The organism is Pseudomonas sp. AE27 (assembly GCF_037113495.1).
In the GTDB taxonomy this organism is placed as follows: domain Bacteria; phylum Pseudomonadota; class Gammaproteobacteria; order Pseudomonadales; family Pseudomonadaceae; genus Aquipseudomonas; species Aquipseudomonas palmensis.
Map to the genome: position 1 here is coordinate 2,428,475 of NZ_CP146966.1, position 23,414 is coordinate 2,451,888.

A 23,414-nucleotide genomic window follows, 5' to 3' on the forward strand; every position below is an offset into this window, starting at 1 on the left:
GGGACAACGTGCTGCGATCAGCCCGCATCAGCGGCGGATCGTGGCGGTGATCTTCGCGTGCGGCCCATCCACCTGGGCAGCCCAGGCCTCGGCCGCCTGCTCCAGCGTGAAGTCCAGGTAGTCCACCTGAATCTGCTGCGCCTTGGCAATCTTCAGCAACCGCAGCCAGATCTGCTCACGGTCGGCCGGCGGCCGCTGGCCGGTGCCGATGCAAGACAGGTTGCGAAACAACAGGTCGGCAATGTCCAGGTTGACCTGACGGCCGGCACCGGTGCCGATGGTGATGATGCGGGCGCCCCAGTTGGTGGCCTTCAGGGAGGTCAGCAGTGGCTGCCCGCACACCAGGTCGAGTACCACGTCGAAGCCACCATCGGCCGCCTCCTTGAGGGCGCCCACGTCATCGCTGCTACCCAGGGTTACCACCTCGTCGGCGATGCCGCGTGCCTTCAGACCGGCCAGCGCCGCCTGCGAGCGAGCGGCACCCACTACCCTGCCTGCGCCCATGCCACGCGCAAGCTGCAGGGCGATCTGCCCCAGGGTACCGGTGGCCCCCAGTATCAGCACCTTTTCGCCCTTCTGGATCTCGGCCTTTTCCAGCGGCACGATGGCCCCGGTCGCGGCGATGCCCATGCTGATGGCGGTCTTGTCGTCCACCTCGTCCGGCACGTTCCACACTTCGGCCTGCGGCACCAGGGTGCGTTCGGCCCAAGCGCCGTAAGGCAGCACCGAGCGCTCGCCAAAATACACCCGGCGACCGTCCGGTGCCCGCCCTACACCTTCGCCACGAATCACGCAGGGGTACTCGACGCCCAGGCGGTAGGCGCCCAACACGTCCCAACCGCCGAGGCCGGCAGTGTCCACGTCGATCAGTACCGCGCCGTCTTGCGCTTGCGGCTCACTGAACTCGCGCACCTGCGGTGGCGCGTTGCGTTCGCAAATGATGGCTGCACGCATGCTGTTCTCTCTTGTCTGTTTTGTTTTGGCGGATCCCAGAATCAATAGTTGAACATTTTTTGATTATTTGTCTATATTTAATTAACTTCAACCACCAGACATGCCCGGTGCGCTACAAGACGCAGCCAATGTCGCATCGCGCAGGTATCTGAAAAGCCGATACCGCACCGCTGTTTTTGTGATTTTACGATCCGTCACCCTGCTTTCTAGACTTCGGCCACAACAAGGCAGCGCCACACCGCTGGCGCCGCCACACAAGATCAATGCCTGGAGGATGAACATGAATACGCCGGTTTCGCTGGATGACAAGTATGTGCAACACACCGGCCACGTGTTGCTCACGGGCATCCAGGCGCTGGTGCGTCTGCCCATGATGCAGCGCCAACGTGACCAGGCCAGCGGCCTGAATACTGCAGGGTTCATTTCCGGTTACCGCGGCTCGCCGCTGGGCGGTTTCGACCAGGCGCTGTGGAAGGCACGCGAGCACCTCAAGGCCCACCACACCGTGTTCCACCCCGGCATGAACGAAGACCTGGCCGCCACCTCGATCTGGGGTACGCAACAGGTCAACCTGTTCGAAGGCGCCACCTATGACGGCGTGTTCGGCATGTGGTACGGCAAGGGCCCGGGGGTGGATCGCTGCGGTGATGTGTTTCGCCACGCCAATGCCGCCGGCACCTCGCCATTTGGTGGCGTGCTGGCGATTGCCGGTGACGACCACGGTGCGCGCTCCTCATCATTGCCGCACCAGACCGAACACATCTTCAAGGCGGTGATGATGCCGGTACTGGCGCCCGCCGGCGTGCAGGAATACCTGGACTACGGCATGCACGGTTGGGCCATGTCGCGCTACTCGGGGTGCTGGGTGGCGCTCAAAGCAGTGGCTGATACCGTCGAGAGCGCCGCCGTGGTCGACATCGACATACACCGCGTGCAGCCGGTGATACCCGACATCGCGCTGCCCGAAGGCGGCCTGAACATCCGCTGGCCCGATCCGCCACTGGCGCAAGAGCAACGCCTGCTGGAACATAAGCTGTATGCGGCCTTGGCCTATGCCCGTGCCAACCGCCTGGACCGTATCGTGATGGATGCGCCCAATGCCCGCATCGGCATCGTCACCTCGGGCAAGTCGTACCTGGATGTGTGCCAGGCGCTGAAGATCCTCGGCATAGACGAAGCGCAGGCGCACAAGCTCGGCCTGCGCGTGTACAAGGTCGGCATGGTCTGGCCGCTGGAAGCCGAAGGTGTGCGCCAGTTCGCCGAGGGGCTGGAAGAGATCGTGGTAGTGGAAGAAAAGCGTCACCTGATCGAATACCAGCTCAAGGAAGAGCTGTACAACTGGCGTGAAGACGTGCGCCCGCGCATCGTTGGCAAGTTCGACGACAAGGGCGAATGGAGCCTGCCGCACACCGAATGGCTGCTACCGGCGATCAGCGACCTGACCCCTGCGATGATCGCCCGTGCCTTGGCCAAACGCATCCTGCGCCTGCACCCGGGCGGCCCATTGCAGGTACAGTTGGCCGTACTCGACGCGCAACTGGCCAACCAGGGCCAGTTAAACAACCTGATGGAGCGCGTGCCGCACTACTGCTCAGGTTGCCCGCACAACACCTCGACCCAAGTGCCGCCCGGCAGCCGTGCACTGGCCGGCATCGGCTGCCACTACATGGCGGCCTGGATCTACCCGCAAACCCAGACCTTCAGCCAGATGGGCGGCGAAGGCGTGGCCTGGATCGGCCAGGCCCCCTTCACCACTACCCGGCACGTGTTCGCCAACTTGGGTGACGGCACCTACTTTCACTCCGGCATTCTTGCCATTCGGGCAGCCGTCGCGGCCAAGGCGCAGATCACCTACAAGCTTCTGTACAACGACGCCGTGGCCATGACCGGCGGCCAACCGGTGGACGGCAACCTGAGCGTCGCGCAGATCAGCCGTCAACTGGCGGCCGAGGGCGTACAGCGTCTTGTGGTGGTCAGTGACGATGTCGATAAGTACAAGGGCATACACGACCTGGCGCAGGGCGTTGCGGTGATGCGGCGCGACAGAATGGACGAGGTGCAGGAACAACTGCGCCAGTTCCCGGGCGTGTCGGCGATCATCTACGACCAGACCTGCGCTGCCGAAAAACGTCGCCGTCGCAAGCGCGGCAAATTTCCCGACCCGGCACGCCGGGTGGTCATCAACGAGGCGGTGTGCGAGGGCTGTGGCGACTGCAGCAGCAAGTCCAACTGCATGTCGGTAGTGGCGGTGGAAACCGAGTACGGCCGCAAGCGCGAGATCGACCAGTCGTCATGCAACAAGGATTTCACCTGCCTCAACGGCTTTTGCCCCAGTTTCGTCACGGTCGAGGGCGGCACGCTGCGCAAGCCCAAGGCTCTGGCTACACAGCCCGGCGAGCAGTGGGCACTGCCCGCCCCTGTGACCGCGCCTCTCGACGAACCCTGCAGCATCCTGGTGACCGGCGTAGGCGGCACAGGCGTGGTGACCATCGGCGCCCTGCTGGGCATGGCCGCATTCATCGAAGGCAAGGGTACGCTCAACCTCGACATGGCGGGCATGGCGCAAAAAGGTGGCGCAGTATGGTCACACATCCGCATCGCGGCGCATCAGGAACAGCTGTTCGCCCCGCGCATTGCCGAGGGTGAAACCGCCTTGCTGCTGGGCTGCGACCTGGTGGTCAGCGCCAACGGCGAAACCTTGTCCAAGCTGCGCCAGGGGGTGACCCACGCCGTGATCAACACCGAGCAAAGCATCACCAGCGCGTTCGTGCGCACCTTTGCCCTGCAGGCGCAGAGCGGCGACCTGCAGCATCACCCTGACCCGCAGTTCCAAGCCCAGCGCATGTCGGCGCAGATTGCCGAGGCAGTCGGCGTCGAGCGCGCTGACTTTGTCGACGCGAGTCGCATTGCCACCGCGCTGATGGGCGACTCCATCGCCACCAATACCTTCATGCTCGGCTACGCCTGCCAGAAAGGCTGGTTGCCGGTAGGCGAAGCAGCGCTGCTGCAGGCCATCGAATTGAACGGCACCGCGGTGTCCTTCAACCTCGCCGCCTTTGCCTGGGGCCGGCGCAGCGCCCACGATATGGCGCGGGTGCTGCAACGGGTGGAGGCCGCAAAGCAGCAAGGCGCTGACCGCACACTGTCGCAGACCCTGCAAGAAACCCTGCAACGACGCACCCGCGCCCTTGTCGCCTACCAGAACAAGGCCTATGCCCAGCGCTATCGGCATCGCGTGGAGCAGTTCATGGCGGCCGAAACCCGCCTGCTGGGCCAGCCCGGCGAGCTGTCGCAAAGCGTTGCCCGACAGTACTTCAAGGTGCTGGCTATCAAGGACGAGTACGAGGTCGCCCGATTGTTCACCAACGGCGAATTCCTGGCGAAAATCCAGTCGACGTTCGACGGCGACTACCGCCTGCGGTTTCATCTGGCGCCACCGCTGCTCAACGACAACCACACCGGCAAGGTGCCGAAAAAACGCAGCTTCGGGCCCTGGATGCTGCACGGCTTCAAGCTACTGGCCCGGCTGAAGGTGCTGCGCAACACCTGGCTCGATCCATTTGGACGTACCCATGAACGCAAGGTCGAGCGCGACTGGCTGAGCAACTACGAAAATATCCTGGACGAAGTGCTGGCTAGCCTCGGGCCCGACAACCTGCGCCTGGCCCATGAACTGCTGGAACTACCGGGCAGCGTGCGTGGCTACGGGCCAGTGAAGGAGCGTTTCCTGCGTCATGCGCACCAGCGCCAGGCGCAATTGCTGGAACAATGGCGCACGGGGTCGAGCGGGCAGTTTCACGATGCCAGTCAGGCCACCGGCAAGATTGCCGTCACTCAACTCTGAATCAGGGACAACCATGAACGAGGAACTGACCCGAAACTACCGCGAGATCCTGCAGGGCATCGGCGAGAACCCGCAGCGCGAAGGCCTGCTGGACACGCCCAAGCGTGCGGCCAAGGCCATGCAATACCTGTGTCACGGCTATCAGCAGAGCCTAGAGCAGATCGTCAACGGTGCACTGTTCGACTCGGACAACGACGAGATGGTGATCGTACGCGACATCGAGCTGTATTCGTTGTGCGAGCACCACCTGCTGCCGTTCATCGGCAAGGCGCACGTTGCCTACATCCCCACGGGCAAGGTGCTGGGGCTGTCGAAAGTGGCGCGCATTGTCGACATGTTCGCGCGCCGGCTGCAGATCCAGGAGAACCTGACACGACAGGTGGCCGAGGCGATTGCCGAGGTGACCCATGCCGCCGGCGTGGCAGTGGTGATCGAGGCCAAGCACATGTGCATGATGATGCGCGGGGTCGAAAAGCAGAACTCGGTGATGAGCACCTCGGTAATGCTGGGGTGCATGCGCGAGTCGTACAACACGCGCCAGGAGTTTTTACAGTTGATTCGCGGCCGTTAGCGGTGGCCATTGCCGGGGGCGGCATGTGCCGCCCCCCGTTGCCTTTAATTCGAGCAGGGGTAAGCGACCGGCCTGCGGTCGCACCGCTCAGGCCTCGAAGCGAAAGCGCCCGACCGCAACGCTCAGCTCATCCGAAAGCTCACGCAACGACACCACCGCACCGGACACCTGGCGCGTGATGGCGTCACCCTCCCCGGCCATGCGAGCGATATGCTCGATGTTCTGCGCGATACCCCGCCCTCCCTCGTTTTGCGCACTCACCGCATCGGCGATGCGGTCCATGCCGCGCGTCGAGTCACCGACCAGTTCCGCGGCCTGCTGCAGCGTACTCTCCAGTTCGCTCAGCAAGCGGCCGCTATCGTCCAATGCCACGGTACCGGCGCGCAAGGCCTCGTCCACCACCTCGGACTGGCCTTCAAGTTGTGCTGTGAGCAGATTGATCGAGTTGGCCGCGCGTGCCGAGCGTTGCGCCAGTTGGCGCACTTCATCGGCGACCACACTGAAGCCGCGCCCGCTCTCGCCGGCCCGCGCGGCTTCGATCGCCGCGTTGAGCGCCAGCAGGTTGGTCTGCGCCGAGAGGTCCTTGACCTGGGTGATGCTGGTGGTGATCGCAGAGGTGCTTTCGACGAAATCACCCACCGAGCCGCGTATGGCCGAGAACGCCAGGCGTACGCTGTCGATGTTTTCGAGTAATCGCGACAACGCCTGGTGGCCATCTTCGGTACCGCGCAGGCTGGCTTCGGCAGAGCCGCGCAGGCTCTGGGCATGGCTGGAGATGGCAGCGATGCTGACGCTCATCTGCTCGATGGTCATCGATACCACGCCAACCGCGCCGGTCTGTGCCGACGAACTCTCGGCCACCTGCGCAGAAGCACTCACCAGTGCCTCGGCCGAAGCGCTGACCGAGGCAGCGACGGCGGCGACCTGGCGCATCGCCTGCTGGAAGCTTTCGATCAGTTCGTTGAATGCCTGTGCGGTATGGGCAATCTCGTCGCCGCCGATCACACGCACCCGGTGGGTCAGGTCGCCGTCACGCAGGCGAATCGACGCCTGCTCGATCTCGCGAATGGGTCGCAGGATCTGCCCGCGCAACACCAGGCTGACCAGCAAGGCCAGGGCACTGGCGGCCAGCAACACCACCACCAGCATCTGCGACACCTGGCGCTGCAGGGCACCGGCTTGAGCGAACGCCTCGGCGGTCAATTGGGCCTGCAGCCCTAGTAGCCGGTTGAACTGCCCTTGCAGGCCGTTGCTATCGGCGCGCACTCGGCCCAGCAGCGAGGACGCTTGAGCCTGATCACTCAGGGCCGTGCGCTGAAAGTCGTCCAGCCCCTCGATGACCACAGCGGCCTGGTCCTGCACGGCTCGATAAAGTGCCTTTTCCTCTTCGCCCAGGCGCGACTCGCGGGCTGCATTGTCCAGCCCGCTGCGCATATCGTCGATGCTGGCGCGCATGTCCTCGAAATATGACTCCAGTTCCTCGGTCGCGGCCTGCCCCTGGGATTCGAGGATGCGCGAGCCGGTGGCATAGGCGCCGACCATCGCCGCCTGCGAGGCCGTCGCGGTCTCCAGCACCTGTCGATACTGCTGGAAGCGCAGTTGTTCTATTTCCTGAATCACTGCCTGCTGGCTAGCCAGCCCGTGATAGGCCATGGCCGAAACGATCAATAACGCCAGCACGAATAAAACAGGCAGCACCAGAAGCTTGGCACCGATGGAGAAGTTCTTTGCCCAAAGCATGATCATGACCATTGTTGTGATGGAATCAACGATGGTGGCAATTTAGCATGCAATATTCTTAATACAACATTCAATTCTGCAAAGAGAATTCAAACCAGCCGATCACGCGCATTCGCCAGCCTCACCGACCGTCGCGCAGGTCCTTGATCACGGCCTTGTACCCGGCCACCTGCTGCTTGACGTAGGTGCGCAATTGATCACCTGTCAGGGCGAACGGCAGCAGCCTGAAGCCGCTGCGAAGCTGGGCGAACTGTTCCGAGGCCAGTAGCTGGTCGAAGGTGTGCTTCCACCAGGCATAGTCCTCGTCGCTGACCCCGGGCCCCAGATAGAAACCCCTGACCACCGGGCAGACGATGTCGTAGCCCTGTTCCCTGGCGGTGGGTACGTCCTTGAGCTCACCACCCAGGCGTTCTTCCGAGAGTACGGCCAGCAGGCGCATCTCGCCGCGCTGCAGGTGCGTGATGACCTCGAACGCATCGGTACTGCTGACTTCGATGTAACCGCCCAGCAACGCCGTGGCGCTTTCGCCGCCGCTTTCCAGGGCGATGTAGCGCAATTCGCCAATATCGATACCCGCGGCCTTGGCGAGCAACGCGGCCTGCACCCAGTCCTGCCCGCCGGCAGTGCCGCCGGAGCCGAACAGCACCTTGCGCGGCTGCTGCTTCAGCGCCCTGACCAGGTCGTCGAGGTTCTTGTACGGGGAGTCGCTTCTTACCGCGATGGCGCCATAGCTTTTGCCCAGGGCGGCGACCCAGCGTACCGCACCCTCGTCGAAGCGCCCGAACTTGCCCTGGGCAAGGTTGAGCAGCGACCCGCTGGACCATGCGATCAGGGTGCCCGGCTCTGCCGGCCGTTGCGCGATGATGGTGTTGTAGGTCACCGCCCCGACCCCACCGGGCATGTAGGTGATCTGCATGGGCTGGTCGAACACCTTGTTCTGGGCCAGGGCTGTCTTTATCAACTGGCACATCAGGTCCCCACCGCCACCCGATGAACCGGGCACGATGCATTCGAGCGACGACGGCGGCGCCGCCAGCAACGAAGTGGCGAACAGGGAGCAAGCGATTGAGCAGAGGCGGCGCAGGGGAATGTTCATGGGTCTTCCACGGCATATTGTCGACACATTCTGAGCCAAGCGTTTGAAGTCGTGCAACAACACCAAACAAAATCGCGAAACAATCTTCTCAGAAGAACATAAGTGTCGACAATATCCCTCATTCCCGCGCATTTCTTTTCCCCTTGAAAGCCGGCAGAAAGCTTCGCGCCATAGGCTATGCGGTCGTTTTTGCGTTGCGCACCTGCCGGACTGCCATCACACGATCGCCCCGCAGATCACCGCCACCGCGATGGCTACCAACGCACTCATGATCGACCACTTCAGGCAGAAGCGCTGCAATTCGCCCACTTCACGCCCCAACAGGCCGCTCATCAGGTAGCCCGCTGCCACCAGCGGGCTCAGCGCATGCACCGACTGCCCGAGTACCGCAGCCCGCGCAACGTGCATGGGATCGATGCCATATTGCGCAGCGGCCTTGGCGAGCAGGGGCAGAATCCCGAAGAAGAACGCGTCGTTGGACATGAAGAAGGTAAACGGCAAGCTGGCAAACGCGGTGATGATCGCCATGTGCGGGCCGGCGCCCTCGGGCAGTACACCAATGAACTGGCTGGACATCGCGTCCACCATCCCCGTGCCGCCAAGAATGCCGGTGAACGCCCCGGCGGCGAAAATCAGCGCCAGCACGTTGAGCACGCTCTCGGCATGGGCGCCGATGCGTTGCTTCTGGTCGGCCAGCCGGGGGTAGTTGATCAGCAGGGCCAATGCAAAGGCCACCATCATCAGTACCGGCAAGGGCCCCAGTTGCAGACCCATGGCGGCGACCAGACCGAGGGTGAGCGCCAGGTTGACCCAGATCAGGCCCGGCCGATGGCTGGCGCTGACCGACGCCTGCGCGCGGTGCAGAGCCTCGACAGCGGCGTGGCGGTCCCAGTTCAGCCGCTTGCGCTCGCGCAAACCCAGCCAGTAGGCCGCGACGAACGCGAACACCAGGCAGCCGAGTATCACCGGCACCAGCCCGGCGAACAGTACCATCGCGTCCAGGTGCAATGCACTGGCTGCCCGTGCGGTCGGCCCGCCCCAGGGCACCAGGTTGATCGGGCTGTTGGTCAGCAGGAGCAGTACCGCGATGATCAGCGGGTTCATGCCCAGGCGCAGGTACACCGGTAGCAACGCCGTGACCACCACCAGCACGGTAGTGGAACCATCGCCATCGAGTGAAATGGCCGCAGACAGCAGCGCGGTGCCAAGGGTGATCCGCAGCGGGTCGTTGCCCACCGAGGCGACCACCCGCCGGATCAGCGGCTCGAACAGCCCGGCGTCGTACATGACCGCGAAGAACAGAATGGCGAACATCAGCATCATCGCCGTGGGGGCCAACTGTCGTATGCCCTCGAGCACCATCGTGCCTGCCGTGGGGCCGAACCCGCTGGCGACGGCGAACACCACCGGCACCAGGATCAGAGCGACGATCGCCGACAATCGCCTGCTCATGATCAGGTACATGAACGTGATCACCATGCCAAAACCAACCAGCGCCATACCTGTATTCCTTTGTTTTTTTTGTGTTCGACCGGCACGCCGCAGGCAGCGCTGCAGCGTGACGGGGCGCGTTACTCGGGTACGCTGATCGACATCAGCGGCACGTACTGCTGGCCGCCGTAGCAGTCGCTGTCGCGCAGTTCGCCCTGGAACACCGGGCGCGGGAACGAAGCTTTGATCGCACGCGCCTGATCGTGATAGACCAGCGTGATGTCCTCCTCCTTCTGCCGGTAGAGCTGAGCCAGCAGCGCCCGGGTAATGGGACGCGTACGGCGGACCCGTTCATAGTTGGCCTGGTTGGTGAACATCAGGTCGAAGGTCAGCACGAAGGGCCCGGCGTTCTTGGAACGCACCAGGCTGCACAGCTGGGCAATGGTGGTCATGGTCATACCTCGATCATTCTGGTGCGGAACACTTCAAGTGGGTTGTGTGGCAGCAGCACATGGTTGACGCTGAAACGGTAGGTCGGCCCACGCTCCAGTTCCGGCGGCGAAAACGGATAGGCGATGGTGCTGATCAGGCCTTCATAGCCCGGCACCGGCAGGTGCGCGCTGACATGGCTGACGAACTTGGCGATCTGGCTCGCCAGCTCCTGGGACGGCGCGGTGACGGTGATCAGTATGCCTACCTCGGTCGGCACCCCGACCGGCTCGACCTCCAGCGGCCCCATCACCGCACCGCGCCCGTAGATGCGAAAGTCGATGTCGTAGTCCTGCGGTTTCAGGCGATCGCCATACAGTTCGGCAACGCGCGCCTGGAAGTACAGCTGGGCCTTGGGTAGCAGGGCCTCGAGGGCCATGAAGATCTTGGGGTCGCGAATGCCGCCGATCACCACGCTCTGGTAACCGACCAACTGCGCGCCTTCGAGCTTCAGGCTGTAGGTGGAGGCATGATGAAAGTCAGAACCGCTGACCCGGACGCTGCGCGCACTGGTGGGGTGGTACACGGCGTGCTCGGTATCGACCACCCCCGCCGGCTCGGTCAGCAGGAAGGGGTTGCTGTTCTCATACAGGGTATGGGCCGCGACCGACAAGGGGGTGACTTGGGCATCGAGGTCCAGCGGCTCGATTTCGAAGTGATCGTCACGGATATAGGCGATCAGTCCGTCGGCCGCTGGCGTGACGCAGCAGGCGGCGCCGCACTCGATGGTCTTGGCTGCGTGCCAAGTCAGCCCGCGATCAGCGCCCATGCGTTCCGGCACCACCGCATACAGGGCCGAGTCGCTGGCGCGGCCCGCCAGAATCACCTGGGCGCCGGCGTCGAGGGCGGCCGACAACGGCTCGGTGCCCATCATCGCCACGATGTGGCTGCTGTCGATCACTTGCGCATCCAGCGGCGGCGCAGGCACCAAAGGCTGGATCTGCCCCAGTGCCAGGCGCTCCTTGAGCCGTTGCGACGACTGGTCGGCGTAGATCAGCGCCAAGCTGAAGTGCAGCCCTTCTTCAGTGGCGATTTCCCGAGCGATGTCGGCCATCCAGTCGACCCCGACATCGCGACCACTGGTGCCGCACGAGCCGATGATCAGCGGCACGTCCAGCGTCTGGCGGGCCAGCAGCAACAGGCGCAGGTCGCGCTTGCAGGCATCGCGAGAAAGTTTGGGCGTGCCGCTGCCCAGGGCCGCAGGGCCGGAATCGGTGGATCCTGCGTCGCAAGCGATCACATGGGGCCTGAGGGATACCCCTCGTTGCAACGAGCTGACCTTGAAGCCAGCCCCGATCACGCCGGTGGGCGCCAATACTCTTACTTCCACGTTATGCCTCCAGTTGCTGTCATATATTGATCAATATATGTATTGTTATGATTGTTGACAGCACGATATAGAGCCGTTTATCAAGTGTAAATCTGTACGAATTTCATCAACCTGAGAGACCTGCGATGGACGCCCAAGACCCCGACCTGTACCTGTCTGCCGCGGAGGCTGCGAAGCGGCTGGGCGTCAGCCTTCCGACGCTGTACGCCTACGTCAGCCGCAAGAACCTGCGCTCACTGAAGGTCGAAGGGTCGCGCAGCCGACGCTACTGGGCCGCCGACATAGAACGCCTGAGCAGGCACAAGGACGATGCCGGGGCAATGCCGGAGCTGCAGCGCATTGCCGCCAGCAGCGCCATCACCCTGCTCACCGACAAGGGCCTGTACTACCGTGGCCGCGACGTGGTGGAGCTGGCGCAGCAGTCGAGCGTCGAGGAGGTGGCCGAGTGGATCTGGCAGACGCCGGGGGTATTTGCCGCCACACCGCTGCCACGGCGTCCCAGTGGTATAGGCGCCCTGCTCAAGGCGTCCGGTGGCATGAGCACCGCGCAAAAGGCGATTGCGCTGTTCCCGCTGATCGAGCACGAGAACCCCCGCGCACACGACCTCTCGCCCGAGGGCTATGCACGAACCGGGGTGGACGTGGTGCGCTGGCTGGCCGCGCTGGCCGTGGGCGCCACGGGCCCAGACCCGCGCCCGCTGCACCAGTTCATCGCCGACGCGCTGGGCGTGGATGAACAGCATGCCGACCTGATCCGCCGCGCGCTGATCCTGTGCATAGACCACGAACTGGACCCCACCACCTACACCGTGCGGGTGGCCGCCAACGTCGGCGTGACCCCCTACTACGCCGCCATCGTCGGGCTGGCGGCCAGCCGTGGCCGGCGCCTGAGCACCGGGCGCAGCGAAACAGTCACCCGCGTGCTGGAAGAGATCTGCATGGCCCAGGACCCTACCGCGCCGATCCTCCAGCGTTTTCGCCAGGGCGAGCCGATACCGGGGTTCGACACCAACCAGCACGCGCTCACCGACCCGCGCGCCCAGTGCCTGCTCGATGCGATGTGGACGGTGTTCGCCGGTGACCAGGAGTTCATCAAGCTGCTCAAGGCTATCGAAGTGGCCCAGGAGCTCACACGCCAGCCGCCGGCCTTCCTGCTGTTGCTGAGTTTCGTGGGGCGCAAGCTGGGCCTGAACAATCAGGAGGTGGCCCTGGGCGGGGTCGGTCGGGTGATCGGCTGGCTGGCCCACGCCAACGAACAATACCAGCAGCAACCGCTGCTGCGCCCCCGCGCCAAGTACGTTGGCCCCCTGCCCGACTGAACGAGAAAAGGCCCGCCCCGCGCACGCGGAACGGGCCTTTGCGCCGCCTGGTCTCAGCGGATGCCGATGTTGCGCAGGGCCGCCGGGGTGAAGTCCGAACTTCTGCTCTTCAGTCCGAACTGGTAGGCGTCCTTGATCGAGTTGATAAGGTAGTTGGCCAGGTAGCGACCGGACGTCAGGTCGTAGGTCATCTCCGCCGCCGAGATGCTCAGGCGCATGTCGTAGAGGGACAGCAAATGGTTTTCCGAAACCCGCCACAGGTCCCCGCGGCTGTCATAGTGATCACCTTCCACAATGCTCCAGGTGTCCTCGTCCAGGAACAGGTGCCGTTTGGAGTAGATATGGCGCTCGTTGGGCTTGAGCGTGGCGATCACTTCCCACACGCGGTGCAGTTCGTAGCGGGTCTTGTCCTGGTTGAGGTGTCCTGGATGGATCAGGTCATCGGCGGTGTTGGCCGGGTCGGCCAGCCGATAGCTGTTGTAGGGGATGTACAGCTCCTTCTTGCCCACCAGTTGCCAGTCGTAACGGTCGGGCGAGCCATTGAACATGTCCATCTGATCGTTGGTGCGCAGGTTGCCCGGCCCCGGGCTGTCATACGCCACCTGCGGTGCCCGCCGCACACGGCGCTGGCCGGAGTTGTACTGCCAGGCCATGCGCGGCTCCTTGACCTGGTCGAGGGTCTCGTGCACCAGCAGCACCCCGCCCACGTCGCGGGCCGGGGCGATGTTTTCGGAAGTGAAGTAGTACAGGATATTCTTCTGCCTGGCCGGATCGTAGTCGCTCAACTGTTCGCTGAAGGCCAGCGTGTCGCGCTCGGTCTTCCACGAGTACGCGCCGGATGGGGTGGTCATGTAGGTAGAGGTGACGCGCACGTAGCTGTCGCCTCGGTAGCGGGTGATGTGGTTCCAGATGACTTCCAGGCCGTTCTTGGGAATGGGGAACGCCAGCGGGCTGGTGTAGTTCTCGAGCCCGTTGCCACCGGCAATGCTCAGGGTGTGCGTTGCGTTCTGGCAGATCTTTGCATAGGTCGATTCCGGCCAGTTGGCACTGCGGTGGGTGGTATAGACCGGGATCCTGTAGGTGTCCGGATAGCGCTTGAACATCGCCATCTGGCCCGGTGTGAGGTTGGCCTGATAACGCTGGGCGTTCTTGCTATCGATGATGAAGAGCGGCTTTTCAGCGGCGAACGGGTCCTGCCGGAAGCTGTCGACGACCTTGCCGGCATTGCGCGGCAGGCCCCCGGTCCAGGCCGGTATGGTACCCGCCGCATTGCCCGCCTGCTCGGCCCCCACGGGTGTCAGGGTGGTGCCCAGGCGGGCCGCTTCGCTGGCATCCACGCCAGCCTGGGTCGGCCCCGAGGCCAGTACGCCCCACACCAGCAGCGGCGCGAAGGTCTTGATTGCTGTATTCATGTTGGGTTCCTCAGAACGTCACGCCGACGCTGGCACTCACGAAATCCCGATCGGTGTTGGTGGTGTAGTCACCGCCGAAGAAATCGGTGTAGCTGATGCTGGCGTTGTAGTTGGACAGGTAGGTGGCACTGATGCCGAAGCTGATGGCCTTGCCGCCTTCGGTGAAGGTCGGCCCGAAGCCTTGCACGTCATGGGAGAAAGCCAGGCTCGGGCTCAGGTCCAGCCCGCCGATCACGCCGTTGTAGGTCAGCCCGGCGCGCAAGCGGTAGCCCCAGGAGTCGCGGGTGTAGAAGCCCTTGTCGTTGCAGTATTGCGGGCGGCCGCTGAGCACCGTCCGACACAGGTCGACGCCACCGGCGCCGGTGTACTCGCCCGGCCCGAACACGCTGGCGCGACCGAACCTCGGCTTGCCGTCCTGGCCCTCGGCGATACCCGAAATATGGCTGTAGCCCACCTCCCCCAGCAGGGTCAGGCGGCTGGCCCCAAGCACCTGGTCCACGGTCTGGGTTACCCCCAGGGTGGCCTGGGTGAAAGGCTTGCGCGTATAGCCCTTGACTGTGTCGCCGGGAATGCCCGAGTTCGGGATCACCGACGGTACCAGGGGCGACAGGCGCAAGGTGGCGTAGGTCAGGTCGTCGTAGGCCAGCGGCATGTTCGGCCGGTGGCTGATTTCACCTTCCACCGAGGCTCCGGCCACCGTGGTGTTGAAGCTCAGGCCATACAGCCGTATGTCTTCGGGGTAGTCCAGAAAGTAGGTGGCGTGCGCCGCGCCGAAGGCCGGGCTGGTGAACGGGTCGACGGTGGTCATGGTGGCACTGCCGACCGGAGTCCGGCTGTGGTAGTTCATGCCGTACACACTGAACTCGGTGTCGTTGAGCTCGGGCACCAGCCAGCGCAGGGCGACGCCGAACTGGCCGCTGTTGCGTGCATCATGATCCGGGCCGCGCGGCAGGTAGATAGTGTTGCCATTGATGCCGCTGTTGTCGGAGGCACCGGGCTTGATGTCGGCACCAGCCACCACATAGCGGTCGTTGCAGCCGCGCGCCAGAATGTCGGAGCTGGCGAAAAAGGTGCCGCAGTTGTCGATCACGGTCTTCTGCCACTGCAACTGGTAGAAACCCTCGACGCTCAGTTGATCGTTCAGCGCCTGTTGCACGTAGAGCATGTTGACCGGAATCAGGCCCTCCTTGAGCTCGGAGCCTGGACGGCGCAGGGCGCTGGCATCCAGCGGATTGATACTGTTGATACCGCCGCTGATGAAGGTGCTGCCTCCCCAGCTGACCACCTGCCGGCCGACACGTACCGAGCCGGGCTGTTCGCCCAGTTCGTGGTTGTGGTACACGAAGGCATCCAGCAACTGCACGCCGGCGGACTTCGCGCCACGCTCACGGTGATCGTCCTGGATGTCGTACAGGTGCTGATGGCCGTCCTTGAGTTCGAAGTCGTACCAGTACTTGCCGCGCACGAAGGCACCGCTGTCGCCACGCTTGAGTTCCAGATCGTGCACGCCCTTGAAGACCTGGGAAAACACCTCGCCCTTGCGAAAGTTGAGCCGCCCGTCGTCGGCTGTGCGCGAATCGCCCCGGCCGCCATTGGCAATCCCGACAAAGTCCTTGTCGGGATTGCGCAGGGCCCAACTGGTACCGAAGGTCAGCGACGAATCGAGCTTGCCCTCTACATCGCCGACGTTGAACGTCATCGCGTCCACTGGCGACAGGCATAACAATGCCAGCGCGCCCACCCAGCCACCAGCACGGCCTGAACCGCTTTGCTTCAGTGTGATTAGTCTCACGTCCCGTCCACCTTGTTATTGTGTTTTTACAAGCAGAATGCGGCGGTCGTTTTCATCAGGGCATATACATTGATTTAAAAATCAATGTATACACTTGAAAACAAGATTGAGACTAATCAATCAATATTGCTAAGTAAATCTGTACGGTTTCCGTCAATACGTGGGTGAATGGGCAGCGCCCGCCTGGCGGCCGACGCTCAGCTGCAACTGGGCAACGCGCCCGATCTGCTCCCAGTCGATCTGCAGGCCCAGGCCCGGTTGCTGCGACACTGTCACCTGCCCTTGCGCGTTGGTGCGGATCGGGTTGGCGGTAGCGAACTCGAACAGCTCGACCTCGCACGCCTGTTCGAAGTAGCTGCACACCGGCTGCCCCAGCATCAGGTGCAGGTTGGCCGCCTGCGCCAGCGAATGCCCCCAGCTCTGCAGTTCGACCTTGAGCCCGCTGGCCGCAGCGTGGTGGATGATCTTCAGCGCGGGGGTGATGCCGCCGCAGGTCATCACATCCACCCGCACACGGCTCCAGCACTGCTGGCTGGCGGCAAACGCCACCAGCTGGCTGTCGGTGATGGCGTTGCCGGCGGCCAGCACCGGCACCTGCAGCCGCGCGCTCAAGTGCCGGTACCCGGCCAGGTCGTAGTCGTCCAGCGGCGCCTCGAACCAGGCGTAGCCCAGCTCGCCCAGCACCCGCCCGACCTTGAGCGCGGCGTCCAGGTCGTAGCGCTGCTCCACGTCCAGCATCAGCGCCAGGCCCTTGTCGCCGTGGGCCCGCTGAACCTGCTCGAGCAGTTGCAGGTCGCGCGCCGGGTCGCACCAGCAATGGAACTTGATGGCCGCAAAGCCCGCCTCGACCAGTTGCTGCACGGCGTCCACATAGGCCTGCGGCGTGGACAGCACCGGCGTGCTGGCGTAGGCATCGATGCGCTCGCGGTAGCCGCCCAGCAGCCTGAACAGGGGCAGGCCCGCCGCCTGCGCCGCGATGTCCCACAGCGCCACGTCGATCAGCGCCTGGGCCTGGGCCGAGCGCGCATAGGCCCTGGGCTTGAAGTGCATCCACAGCCCTTCGCGCTGCAGTGCCGAGCGCCCGAGCAGGTCGGGGATCATGTCGCGCAGCGTCTCGGCCAGTACCGCGTCGGGGTGGTGCGTGGTGTACGAATCGGTAGCCGCCACGCCGACGATGCCGTCGCAGGTGCTGATGCGGATGAAGGTGTGCGTGGTGCACGGTGCCGGTTGCTCCGGGGTCCAGGTGGAGCCGCGCAGCGGCGGCGCGCACACGAACACCTCGACCCGGTCGATGATCTGGTTGTGCATGGGGGCCTCCCGCCTCTAGGTGCGAACGCGATAACGCTCGATCATCGCCTCGTCCAGTATCACGCCAAGGCCTGGGCTGTCGGGCACGCGCACATGGCCGTCCTCCAGTGCCAGCAGGTTGCTCACCAGGCCACGGAACAACGGGCTGTCGCTTTGCGAGTATTCGATCAACTCGCCAAACTCGCTGGCCGCCAGAAAGTGCACGGTGGCTGCCAGCAGGATGCCGGTGCTGAAGCCGTGGGGCACCAGTTGCGCGCCGTGCAGTTGCGCCAGCTCATAGATGTGGCGCATCTCGCTGATGCCGCCGCAGCGGGTGATGTCGGGCTGGATGATCGCCGGGCGCGAAGCCTCCAGAAAGTGACGGAACTCGTGCCGTGTGGCCAGCCCCTCGCCGCCGGATACGCGCAGCCCGGAGCGCTCGGCCAGGTACGCCAGGCCGCGGGTGTCGTCCGAAGGCAAGGGTTCCTCGATCCAGTTGAGGTTGAACTGGCGCAGTGCATCGCATTGCACCAGCGCGTGGGAGTAGTTGCGCCAGCGCCCCACCAGGTCGATCTGCAGTTGCACGTCGTCGCCGATCTCCTCGCGCACCAGTTGCAGCAATGCCTTGTCCCTGGGCAGGTCTTCGCCAAAACCTGCGCCGCCGAGCTTGATGCTGCGCAGGCCCTGGGCCAGCAGGCCGCGTACCCGCTCGCGGTTGCCGGCCTCGTCGGGCCGCGGGATGAAGGTGCCGTAGGCGGCGATGCGCTCACGGTACTTGCCGCCGAGCAGGGTGTGCACCGGCACGCCGTAGTGCTGGCCGGCGATGTCCCACAGGGCGATGTCGAGCGCGCTGATGGCATGGATGGCCACGCCGCGCCGGCCCATGTATTCGCAGTGGCGGTACATCTTCTTCCACAGCCGGTCGATTTCCAGCGGGTTCTCGCCGACCAGGATGTCGCGCAGCCCCTGGCAGGTTTCATGGGATGCCGGGGTTTCGATCAGGGCCTTGACCACGGCCGGCGAGCTGTCGGTTTCACCGATGCCCAGCAGGCCGCTGTCGGTGTAGATGCGCACGATCAACGCATCCTCACCCCACTCGCAGGGCTGGTCGAGCGCAGGCACGCGCAACCAGATCGCTTCTACATCGACTATTTTCATTGCAGGTTTTCCAGAGTTTTCGGGGCGCCCTGGCAAGCTTGGCGAGGGGCCTGTTCGGTGTCGCATGCAGTGCCCTGGGCCAGGCGGGCGGACTGCGCTTCGATCAGGTGTGCGGGCATTGCCGCGTAGTCTTCGCGCAACCACTTCAGCAGCCCCCAGATCTTCACCATGAGGATGAAGATGAACGGGATGGCGGTGAGGATCACGGCAGTCTTGAGGGTGTTGAGCGAGGCATTGATGTACAGCATCGCCAGCGGCAGCACGGCCAGCATCAGGCACCAGAACAGGCGCAGGCTCGGCGACGGGTCCTGGCCTTCACGCAGGTTGCGGGTGCTGGTCGCGGCCACGGTGTAGGCCACGGCGTCCAGGTGCGAGGCCAGGAACACCAGCATGAGCAGGAAGTACACCACCGACAGCAGTTTGCCGAACGGCAGGCTGGCGAGCAGCATCGACACCGCCGCTTCGCCGCCGGCACCGCTGAGCATGGCCGGGGCATTGACCACATCGGTGACGAACTGGTGAATGGCAAAGCTCTGCAGGCTGCCGAAGAAGAACCAGCAACCGCCGCAGCCGCCCAGGATCATCGCCAGTACCACCTCGCGAATCGTGCGGCCCTTGGAGACGCGGGTGACGAAAATTGCCACGCCCGGCGTGTAGGTGATCCAGTACAGCCAGTAGAACACGGTCCAGTCACGGGAGAAGCCGCCGTCCCCGGTAGGGTCGGTGAACAGGCTCATGTGGATGAAGTTCTGCAGGGTCAGGCCGATGGCGTTGGCGATGTTGCTGACGCTGAACTGGGTGGGCCCCAGCAGCAGCACGACCAGGGCGAACAGCATGGTCATGCCGCAGGCCAGTTTTGCCAGGCGCTGCATGCCGGAGCTGATGCCGATGTAGGAGCTGAGCGAGAACACCAGTGTCACCAGGATCACCAGCGACGCCTTGAGCATGAAGCCGTCGGCAAGCCCGGTGAGGTCCGACAGCCCCTTGGCCACGGTGGAGGTGGTCAGGGTGGTGGTCAGCACCAGCCCGCCGAAGGTGGCGAACAGGAAGATCAGGTCGATGACCCGCCCGACCGGGCCGTGGGCCTTGTAGCCGGTGATCGACTCGATGATGCCCGCCAGGCTCAAGCCTTTGTTCTTGCGCACATGGAAGTGATACGCCATCGCCAGCGAGGCGATGCCGTAGATGGCCCACGGGGTCACGCCCCAGTGGAAGAACGAGTAGGCGATGCTCATCTCCAGCGCCTGCTTGCTGGCGGCGGTGATGTTCAGGCCCGGGGTGAGGTAGTAGTAGGCCCATTCCATGAACGCCCAGTACATGGTCGCCGAGCCGAGGCCGGCGCAGATGAACATGAAGATCCAGCTGGTGTTCCTGTACTCGGGCTTGCCCTCGCCCAGGCGGATGTTGCCGTACTTGCTCATGCCCAGGCCGATCACCAGCACCACGCAGGCAAAGCCCAGTACCTGGACCAGCACGCCGAAGGTGGTGGTGGCACGGGTGAAGAGCTGATCGGCCAGTACCTTGGCCTGATCGGGGAACATCATCAAACCGATGACCGTCAGCGATATCACCACGATGCTGGTGAAAATCAGCGTCAGGTCTTTCTGGGTGTTCTGCTGCATAGTGAGTCCCAACTGTTGTAATTATTGGACAGACCCCCGTATTGGCGGGCTCGGCGGCTAATGTAAGCTGGTGCCCAGCGCCGAGAGAATCGCGATTTGGTAATGGACTAATAACGAAGTCTTATGAATAAATTCGCCCTGACCCGCCTGCCGCACATGACCCTGCTGCTGGCCTTCAAGACCGTTGCCGAGCACGGCAGCTTCACCCGTGCCGCCACCGCGCTGCACCTGTCGCAGTCGGCCATCAGCCAGCAGGTGGTCAAGCTGGAGGAGGCATTGGGGGTGACGCTGTTCGTGCGTTCGACCCGTACCGTGGCCCTGACCAGGGCCGGCGCCGCGCTGCTGGACGATATTGGCGCCCCCTTCGACCAGCTGGTGGCCGCCTTCGAGAAATGCGCGCGCAAGGCCGCACCGTCGGTGCTGCACATCGAGGCCGAGCCGGTGATGAGCGCGTTCTGGCTGACCCCGCGCCTGAAGCATTTCACCCAGCGCTTCCCCGCGCTGCGCATCCAGCAACTGCTGAGCACCCAGCGCGTCGAGTTTCCCGACGAGGTGGAGCTGGCGATCAAGTGGGGCACGGCCGACTGGCCGGGTTTCGAGACGCAGTTTCTGATGGGCCTGAACTACGTGCCGATCTGCTCGCCCGCATTGCTCGAAGGGCCCGACGCGCTGCGGGTGCCGGCCGACCTGGCGCGTCACCCGCTGCTGCATGACCGGCATCATCACGACTGGGAAGCCTGGCAGGCGCTGTACCCCACGCCAGGGCTGGAGGTGCGCAGCGGGCACGTGGTCACCGACTCCAATGTGCTCGCGCAGCTGGCGATCGAGGGGCATGGTGTCGCCCTGTGTGCGATCGAGCTGACCGAACGGGCGGTGCGCAGCGGCGAACTGGTGATGCCCTTCCCCGAGCTGGTGATGCCGCATCAGCTGGCGTATTACCTGCTGACCAAGCCGCACAAGCAGATCAGCGACATGGCCCGGCAGTTCATTGCGTGGCTGAAGGAAGAGGCAGGCAACGGGGCGTAGTGCGTGACTGGGTGCCCGATCAGCCCATCAGCTCGACATCCGGAATCGCCGCCACCGTGGTTTCGCGCAGCAGCGCCAGGAACTCGACGACATAGGGTTTCTGGCTGTCTGCCGGCAAGGTGGCAGCCCAGATATCCGAGATAAGCCCCTCGCGGGTGATGGGCCTGGCCGTCACGTACTGACGCTGGAGGTAGGTCTGCACGGCCCAGCGTGGTAGCACCGCAATGCCGCGCCGCGCTGCCACCAGCATCAGGATCGCGACAGTCAGCTCGGCGGTGCGGCGCACAGGCTTGATCCCCGCGGGCCGCAACAATGAGCGGACAATGTCCAGCGCGTCTTCCTCGATCGGATAGGTCACCAGGGTTTCGTCGATAAAGTCCTCGGCCGTCAAGAACTCGCGCAGGGCCAAGGGGTGGTCGTTGGCAACCAGTGCCACCAGCGGATAGCGAAACAGCCCGTGAAAATCGACCCCTTCCTCGTCCCTTTCGGAGCAGGACACCAGTGCAAGATCGGCGGTGCGCTGATGCAGCAGGCCAACGGGATCGTCGTGATAACCCGATACCAGGTCCACTTCCACCTCAGGCCAGCGTGCTCTAAAGGCATCGACTGCGGGCATGAGCCAGTCAAAACAGGTGTGGCATTCGACGGCGATACGCAAGGTACCGCCGGTGCCTTCGGCCATCTGCAGCAGGTCACGCGTGGTCTGATTAAGAATGGGCACCACTTTGTCGGCGGCTTCCAGCAGCCGCTTGCCAGCCGGCGTAAAGACCACCGGGGAAGACTTGCGAACGAACAATGGGGTGCCGAAAAACTCCTCCAGCGCCTTGATGTGATGGGACAAGGCGCCTTGGGTCAGTCGCATCCAGGACGCGGCGCGGGAGACGCTGCCACTGTCGCGCAGGGCCACCAGCGTTTGCAGGTGGCGAACATCGATCGGGATTCTGTCCATTAAATTTACTGAGGTTAAGTGACGATATTATTCGTTTGAATAATAGACCTGCGATTTTCATACTTCCAGCCTCGATTTCACCCAGGCAAGACAGAGGCTGCACGCAAGATGAAAAAAACACACATGCACAGGCAGGTCGGCATTCTGGCAAGTGCACAGGCCTTGTTCCAGACGGTTTCGGTTCTGGTGATGACCATCGGCGCACTGGCAGGCGCCCAGTTGACCCACCGCGCCGACATGGCCACATTGCCTATCGCCAGCATGTTCCTGGGCACCGCACTGGCGATGTTTCCGGCCTCGTCATTCATGGCAAACGCCGGGCGCAGGGCCGGCTTTGTACTTGGCGCGGCGCTGGGCGTGACCGGCGGCATGGTCGCTGCCGCCGGTATCTGGTTCGGCTCCCTGGCCCTGCTCGCACTGGGCACCTTCCTGGTCGGCACCTATCAGGCCTTTGCCCAGTTCTACCGTTTTGCCGCAAGCGAGGTCGCGGACGAGAGCTTGCGCCCCAAGGCCATCTCGCTGGTGCTGGCAGGTGGCATAGTCGCTGCACTGCTGGGGCCGGCGTTGGCGCGGTTCGGAGGCCAGTGGATAGGCCCGCAGTACTTCGGGTCATTTGTTCTGCTGACCGTCGTCGCCGTGTTGGGGCTGGGCGTGCTGCTGTTTCTGGATATGCCTGCCACCGAACCACCGGCGGCGGGCCTGGACAAGGGCCGGCCATGGGCACGGATCGTCCTGCAGCCGACCTACCTGGTAGCCCTGTTCGGCGCGGTGACCGGCTATGGCGTGATGATACTGGCGATGACGGCGACTCCGCTGGCGATGCTCCACCATCACCATCCGCTGGCCACGGCCGCCACCGTCATCCAGTTGCACGTGATGGGCATGTTCCTGCCCTCGTTCTTCACCGGCGCCCTGATTTCCCGGCTGGGTGCGGCGTGGGTGATGCTGCTGGGCGTGATGCTGCTGGCCTTGCACGTTCTGACCACCTGGTCCGGCACGGGCTTCAATGCCTTTGCCAGTGCTCTGGTTCTGCTGGGTGTGGGCTGGAATTTCCTGTTCATCGGCGGCACGGCCTTGCTGACCACAACCTACAGCCCGGCGGAAAAGAGCCGGGCCCAGGCGACCAACGACATGGCGATCTTTGCGGTGGGATTGACGTGCTCGTTTGGCGCCGGCGGCCTGCTCGACGTGTTTGGCTGGCAGGTGCTGAATGCGCTGCTGCTGCCTTGGCTGGGGCTTGCCGGCCTGATGATCGTATGGCGGCTCGTGGCTGAAAACCGCACCCGAACGCTACCGCAGGGCTAGGGCCGCACGGGGTGTGGCACCCGGGATGATCCGGCAAGCACTCCAGCTCTTGTATAGACTGGGTCTGGACGCGCCTCATCACTGACGGG

The 23,414-nt window shown here is 63.9% G+C and carries 17 protein-coding genes; 5 read left to right on the plus strand and 12 right to left on the minus strand.

Annotated elements, in window-relative coordinates; genetic code table 11:
• Positions 1–27 precede the first annotated feature (27 nt).
• A complete protein-coding gene (locus tag V9K84_RS11080) occupies positions 28–954 on the minus strand; it encodes a zinc-binding dehydrogenase (protein WP_088514844.1) in 927 nt (308 codons plus the stop codon).
• A gap of 280 nt (positions 955–1,234) precedes the next feature.
• On the opposite strand from V9K84_RS11080, the gene V9K84_RS11085 reads away from it, so the two are divergent.
• Together V9K84_RS11085 and folE are read left to right on the plus strand one after the other, a co-directional pair.
• Positions 1,235–4,798: an indolepyruvate ferredoxin oxidoreductase family protein gene (locus tag V9K84_RS11085; RefSeq protein ID WP_088514845.1), complete on the plus strand. Its 3,564-nt coding sequence runs from the start codon at positions 1,235–1,237 to the stop codon at positions 4,796–4,798.
• Positions 4,799–4,811: 13 nt separating this feature from the next.
• Positions 4,812–5,369 carry a GTP cyclohydrolase I FolE gene (folE, locus tag V9K84_RS11090; RefSeq protein WP_088514846.1) on the plus strand — a complete coding sequence of 186 codons (558 nt, stop codon included), beginning with the start codon at positions 4,812–4,814 and terminating at the stop codon, positions 5,367–5,369.
• An 87-nt stretch (positions 5,370–5,456) separates the two neighbouring features.
• On the opposite strand, the gene V9K84_RS11095 is transcribed toward folE, so the two are convergent.
• The 5 genes from V9K84_RS11095 to V9K84_RS11115 form a co-directional block, all read right to left on the minus strand.
• The gene (locus V9K84_RS11095; protein ID WP_088514897.1) at positions 5,457–7,109 is read right to left on the minus strand and encodes a methyl-accepting chemotaxis protein; all 1,653 of its coding nucleotides are present in this window, start codon (positions 7,107–7,109) and stop codon (positions 5,457–5,459) included.
• A 121-nt stretch (positions 7,110–7,230) separates the two neighbouring features.
• Entirely contained in the window at positions 7,231–8,205 is a 975-nt protein-coding gene (locus V9K84_RS11100) for a tripartite tricarboxylate transporter substrate binding protein (protein WP_088514847.1), read from the minus strand.
• Between the two features lie 216 nt (positions 8,206–8,421).
• The gene (locus tag V9K84_RS11105; protein WP_088514848.1) at positions 8,422–9,705 is read right to left on the minus strand and encodes a citrate:proton symporter; all 1,284 of its coding nucleotides are present in this window, start codon (positions 9,703–9,705) and stop codon (positions 8,422–8,424) included.
• 71 nt (positions 9,706–9,776) lie between these two features.
• Positions 9,777–10,094: a DUF4387 domain-containing protein gene (locus tag V9K84_RS11110; RefSeq protein WP_218195167.1), complete on the minus strand. Its 318-nt coding sequence runs from the start codon at positions 10,092–10,094 to the stop codon at positions 9,777–9,779.
• Positions 10,091–11,455: an acyclic terpene utilization AtuA family protein gene (locus V9K84_RS11115; RefSeq protein WP_088514849.1), complete on the minus strand. Its 1,365-nt coding sequence runs from the start codon at positions 11,453–11,455 to the stop codon at positions 10,091–10,093. The genes V9K84_RS11110 and V9K84_RS11115 overlap by 4 nt, the downstream gene beginning before the upstream one ends.
• Positions 11,456–11,580: 125 nt before the next feature.
• On the opposite strand from V9K84_RS11115, the gene V9K84_RS11120 reads away from it, so the two are divergent.
• A complete protein-coding gene (locus V9K84_RS11120; protein WP_088514850.1) occupies positions 11,581–12,774 on the plus strand; it encodes a citrate synthase family protein in 1,194 nt (397 codons plus the stop codon).
• Positions 12,775–12,827: 53 nt separating this feature from the next.
• Here the strand turns inward: V9K84_RS11120 and V9K84_RS11125 are convergent, their stop codons facing one another.
• The 5 genes from V9K84_RS11125 to V9K84_RS11145 all read right to left on the minus strand — a co-directional run bounded on the left by V9K84_RS11125 (position 12,828) and on the right by V9K84_RS11145 (position 20,045).
• Positions 12,828–14,186 (minus strand): DUF1329 domain-containing protein, encoded by a 1,359-nt coding sequence (locus tag V9K84_RS11125; protein ID WP_088514851.1) that lies wholly within the window; start codon positions 14,184–14,186, stop codon positions 12,828–12,830.
• 10 nt (positions 14,187–14,196) lie between these two features.
• Positions 14,197–15,978, minus strand: coding sequence for a DUF1302 domain-containing protein (locus V9K84_RS11130; protein ID WP_338794341.1), 1,782 nt, complete (start codon positions 15,976–15,978; stop codon positions 14,197–14,199).
• A 153-nt stretch (positions 15,979–16,131) separates the two neighbouring features.
• A complete protein-coding gene (locus V9K84_RS11135) occupies positions 16,132–17,286 on the minus strand; it encodes a mandelate racemase/muconate lactonizing enzyme family protein (protein WP_088514853.1) in 1,155 nt (384 codons plus the stop codon).
• Between the two features lie 15 nt (positions 17,287–17,301).
• Positions 17,302–18,423 (minus strand): mandelate racemase/muconate lactonizing enzyme family protein, encoded by a 1,122-nt coding sequence (locus V9K84_RS11140; protein ID WP_043860271.1) that lies wholly within the window; start codon positions 18,421–18,423, stop codon positions 17,302–17,304.
• Positions 18,420–20,045 (minus strand): BCCT family transporter, encoded by a 1,626-nt coding sequence (locus V9K84_RS11145; protein WP_088514854.1) that lies wholly within the window; start codon positions 20,043–20,045, stop codon positions 18,420–18,422. The genes V9K84_RS11140 and V9K84_RS11145 overlap by 4 nt, the downstream gene beginning before the upstream one ends.
• Positions 20,046–20,168: 123 nt before the next feature.
• Between V9K84_RS11145 and V9K84_RS11150 the strand changes: the two genes are divergently transcribed.
• Positions 20,169–21,071 (plus strand): LysR substrate-binding domain-containing protein, encoded by a 903-nt coding sequence (locus tag V9K84_RS11150; RefSeq protein ID WP_088514855.1) that lies wholly within the window; start codon positions 20,169–20,171, stop codon positions 21,069–21,071.
• Between the two features lie 19 nt (positions 21,072–21,090).
• On the opposite strand, the gene V9K84_RS11155 is transcribed toward V9K84_RS11150, so the two are convergent.
• A complete protein-coding gene (locus V9K84_RS11155) occupies positions 21,091–22,020 on the minus strand; it encodes a LysR family transcriptional regulator (RefSeq protein ID WP_054916486.1) in 930 nt (309 codons plus the stop codon).
• 108 nt (positions 22,021–22,128) lie between these two features.
• On the opposite strand from V9K84_RS11155, the gene V9K84_RS11160 reads away from it, so the two are divergent.
• Positions 22,129–23,325 carry an MFS transporter gene (locus V9K84_RS11160; RefSeq protein ID WP_088514856.1) on the plus strand — a complete coding sequence of 399 codons (1,197 nt, stop codon included), beginning with the start codon at positions 22,129–22,131 and terminating at the stop codon, positions 23,323–23,325.
• Positions 23,326–23,414 lie beyond the last annotated feature (89 nt).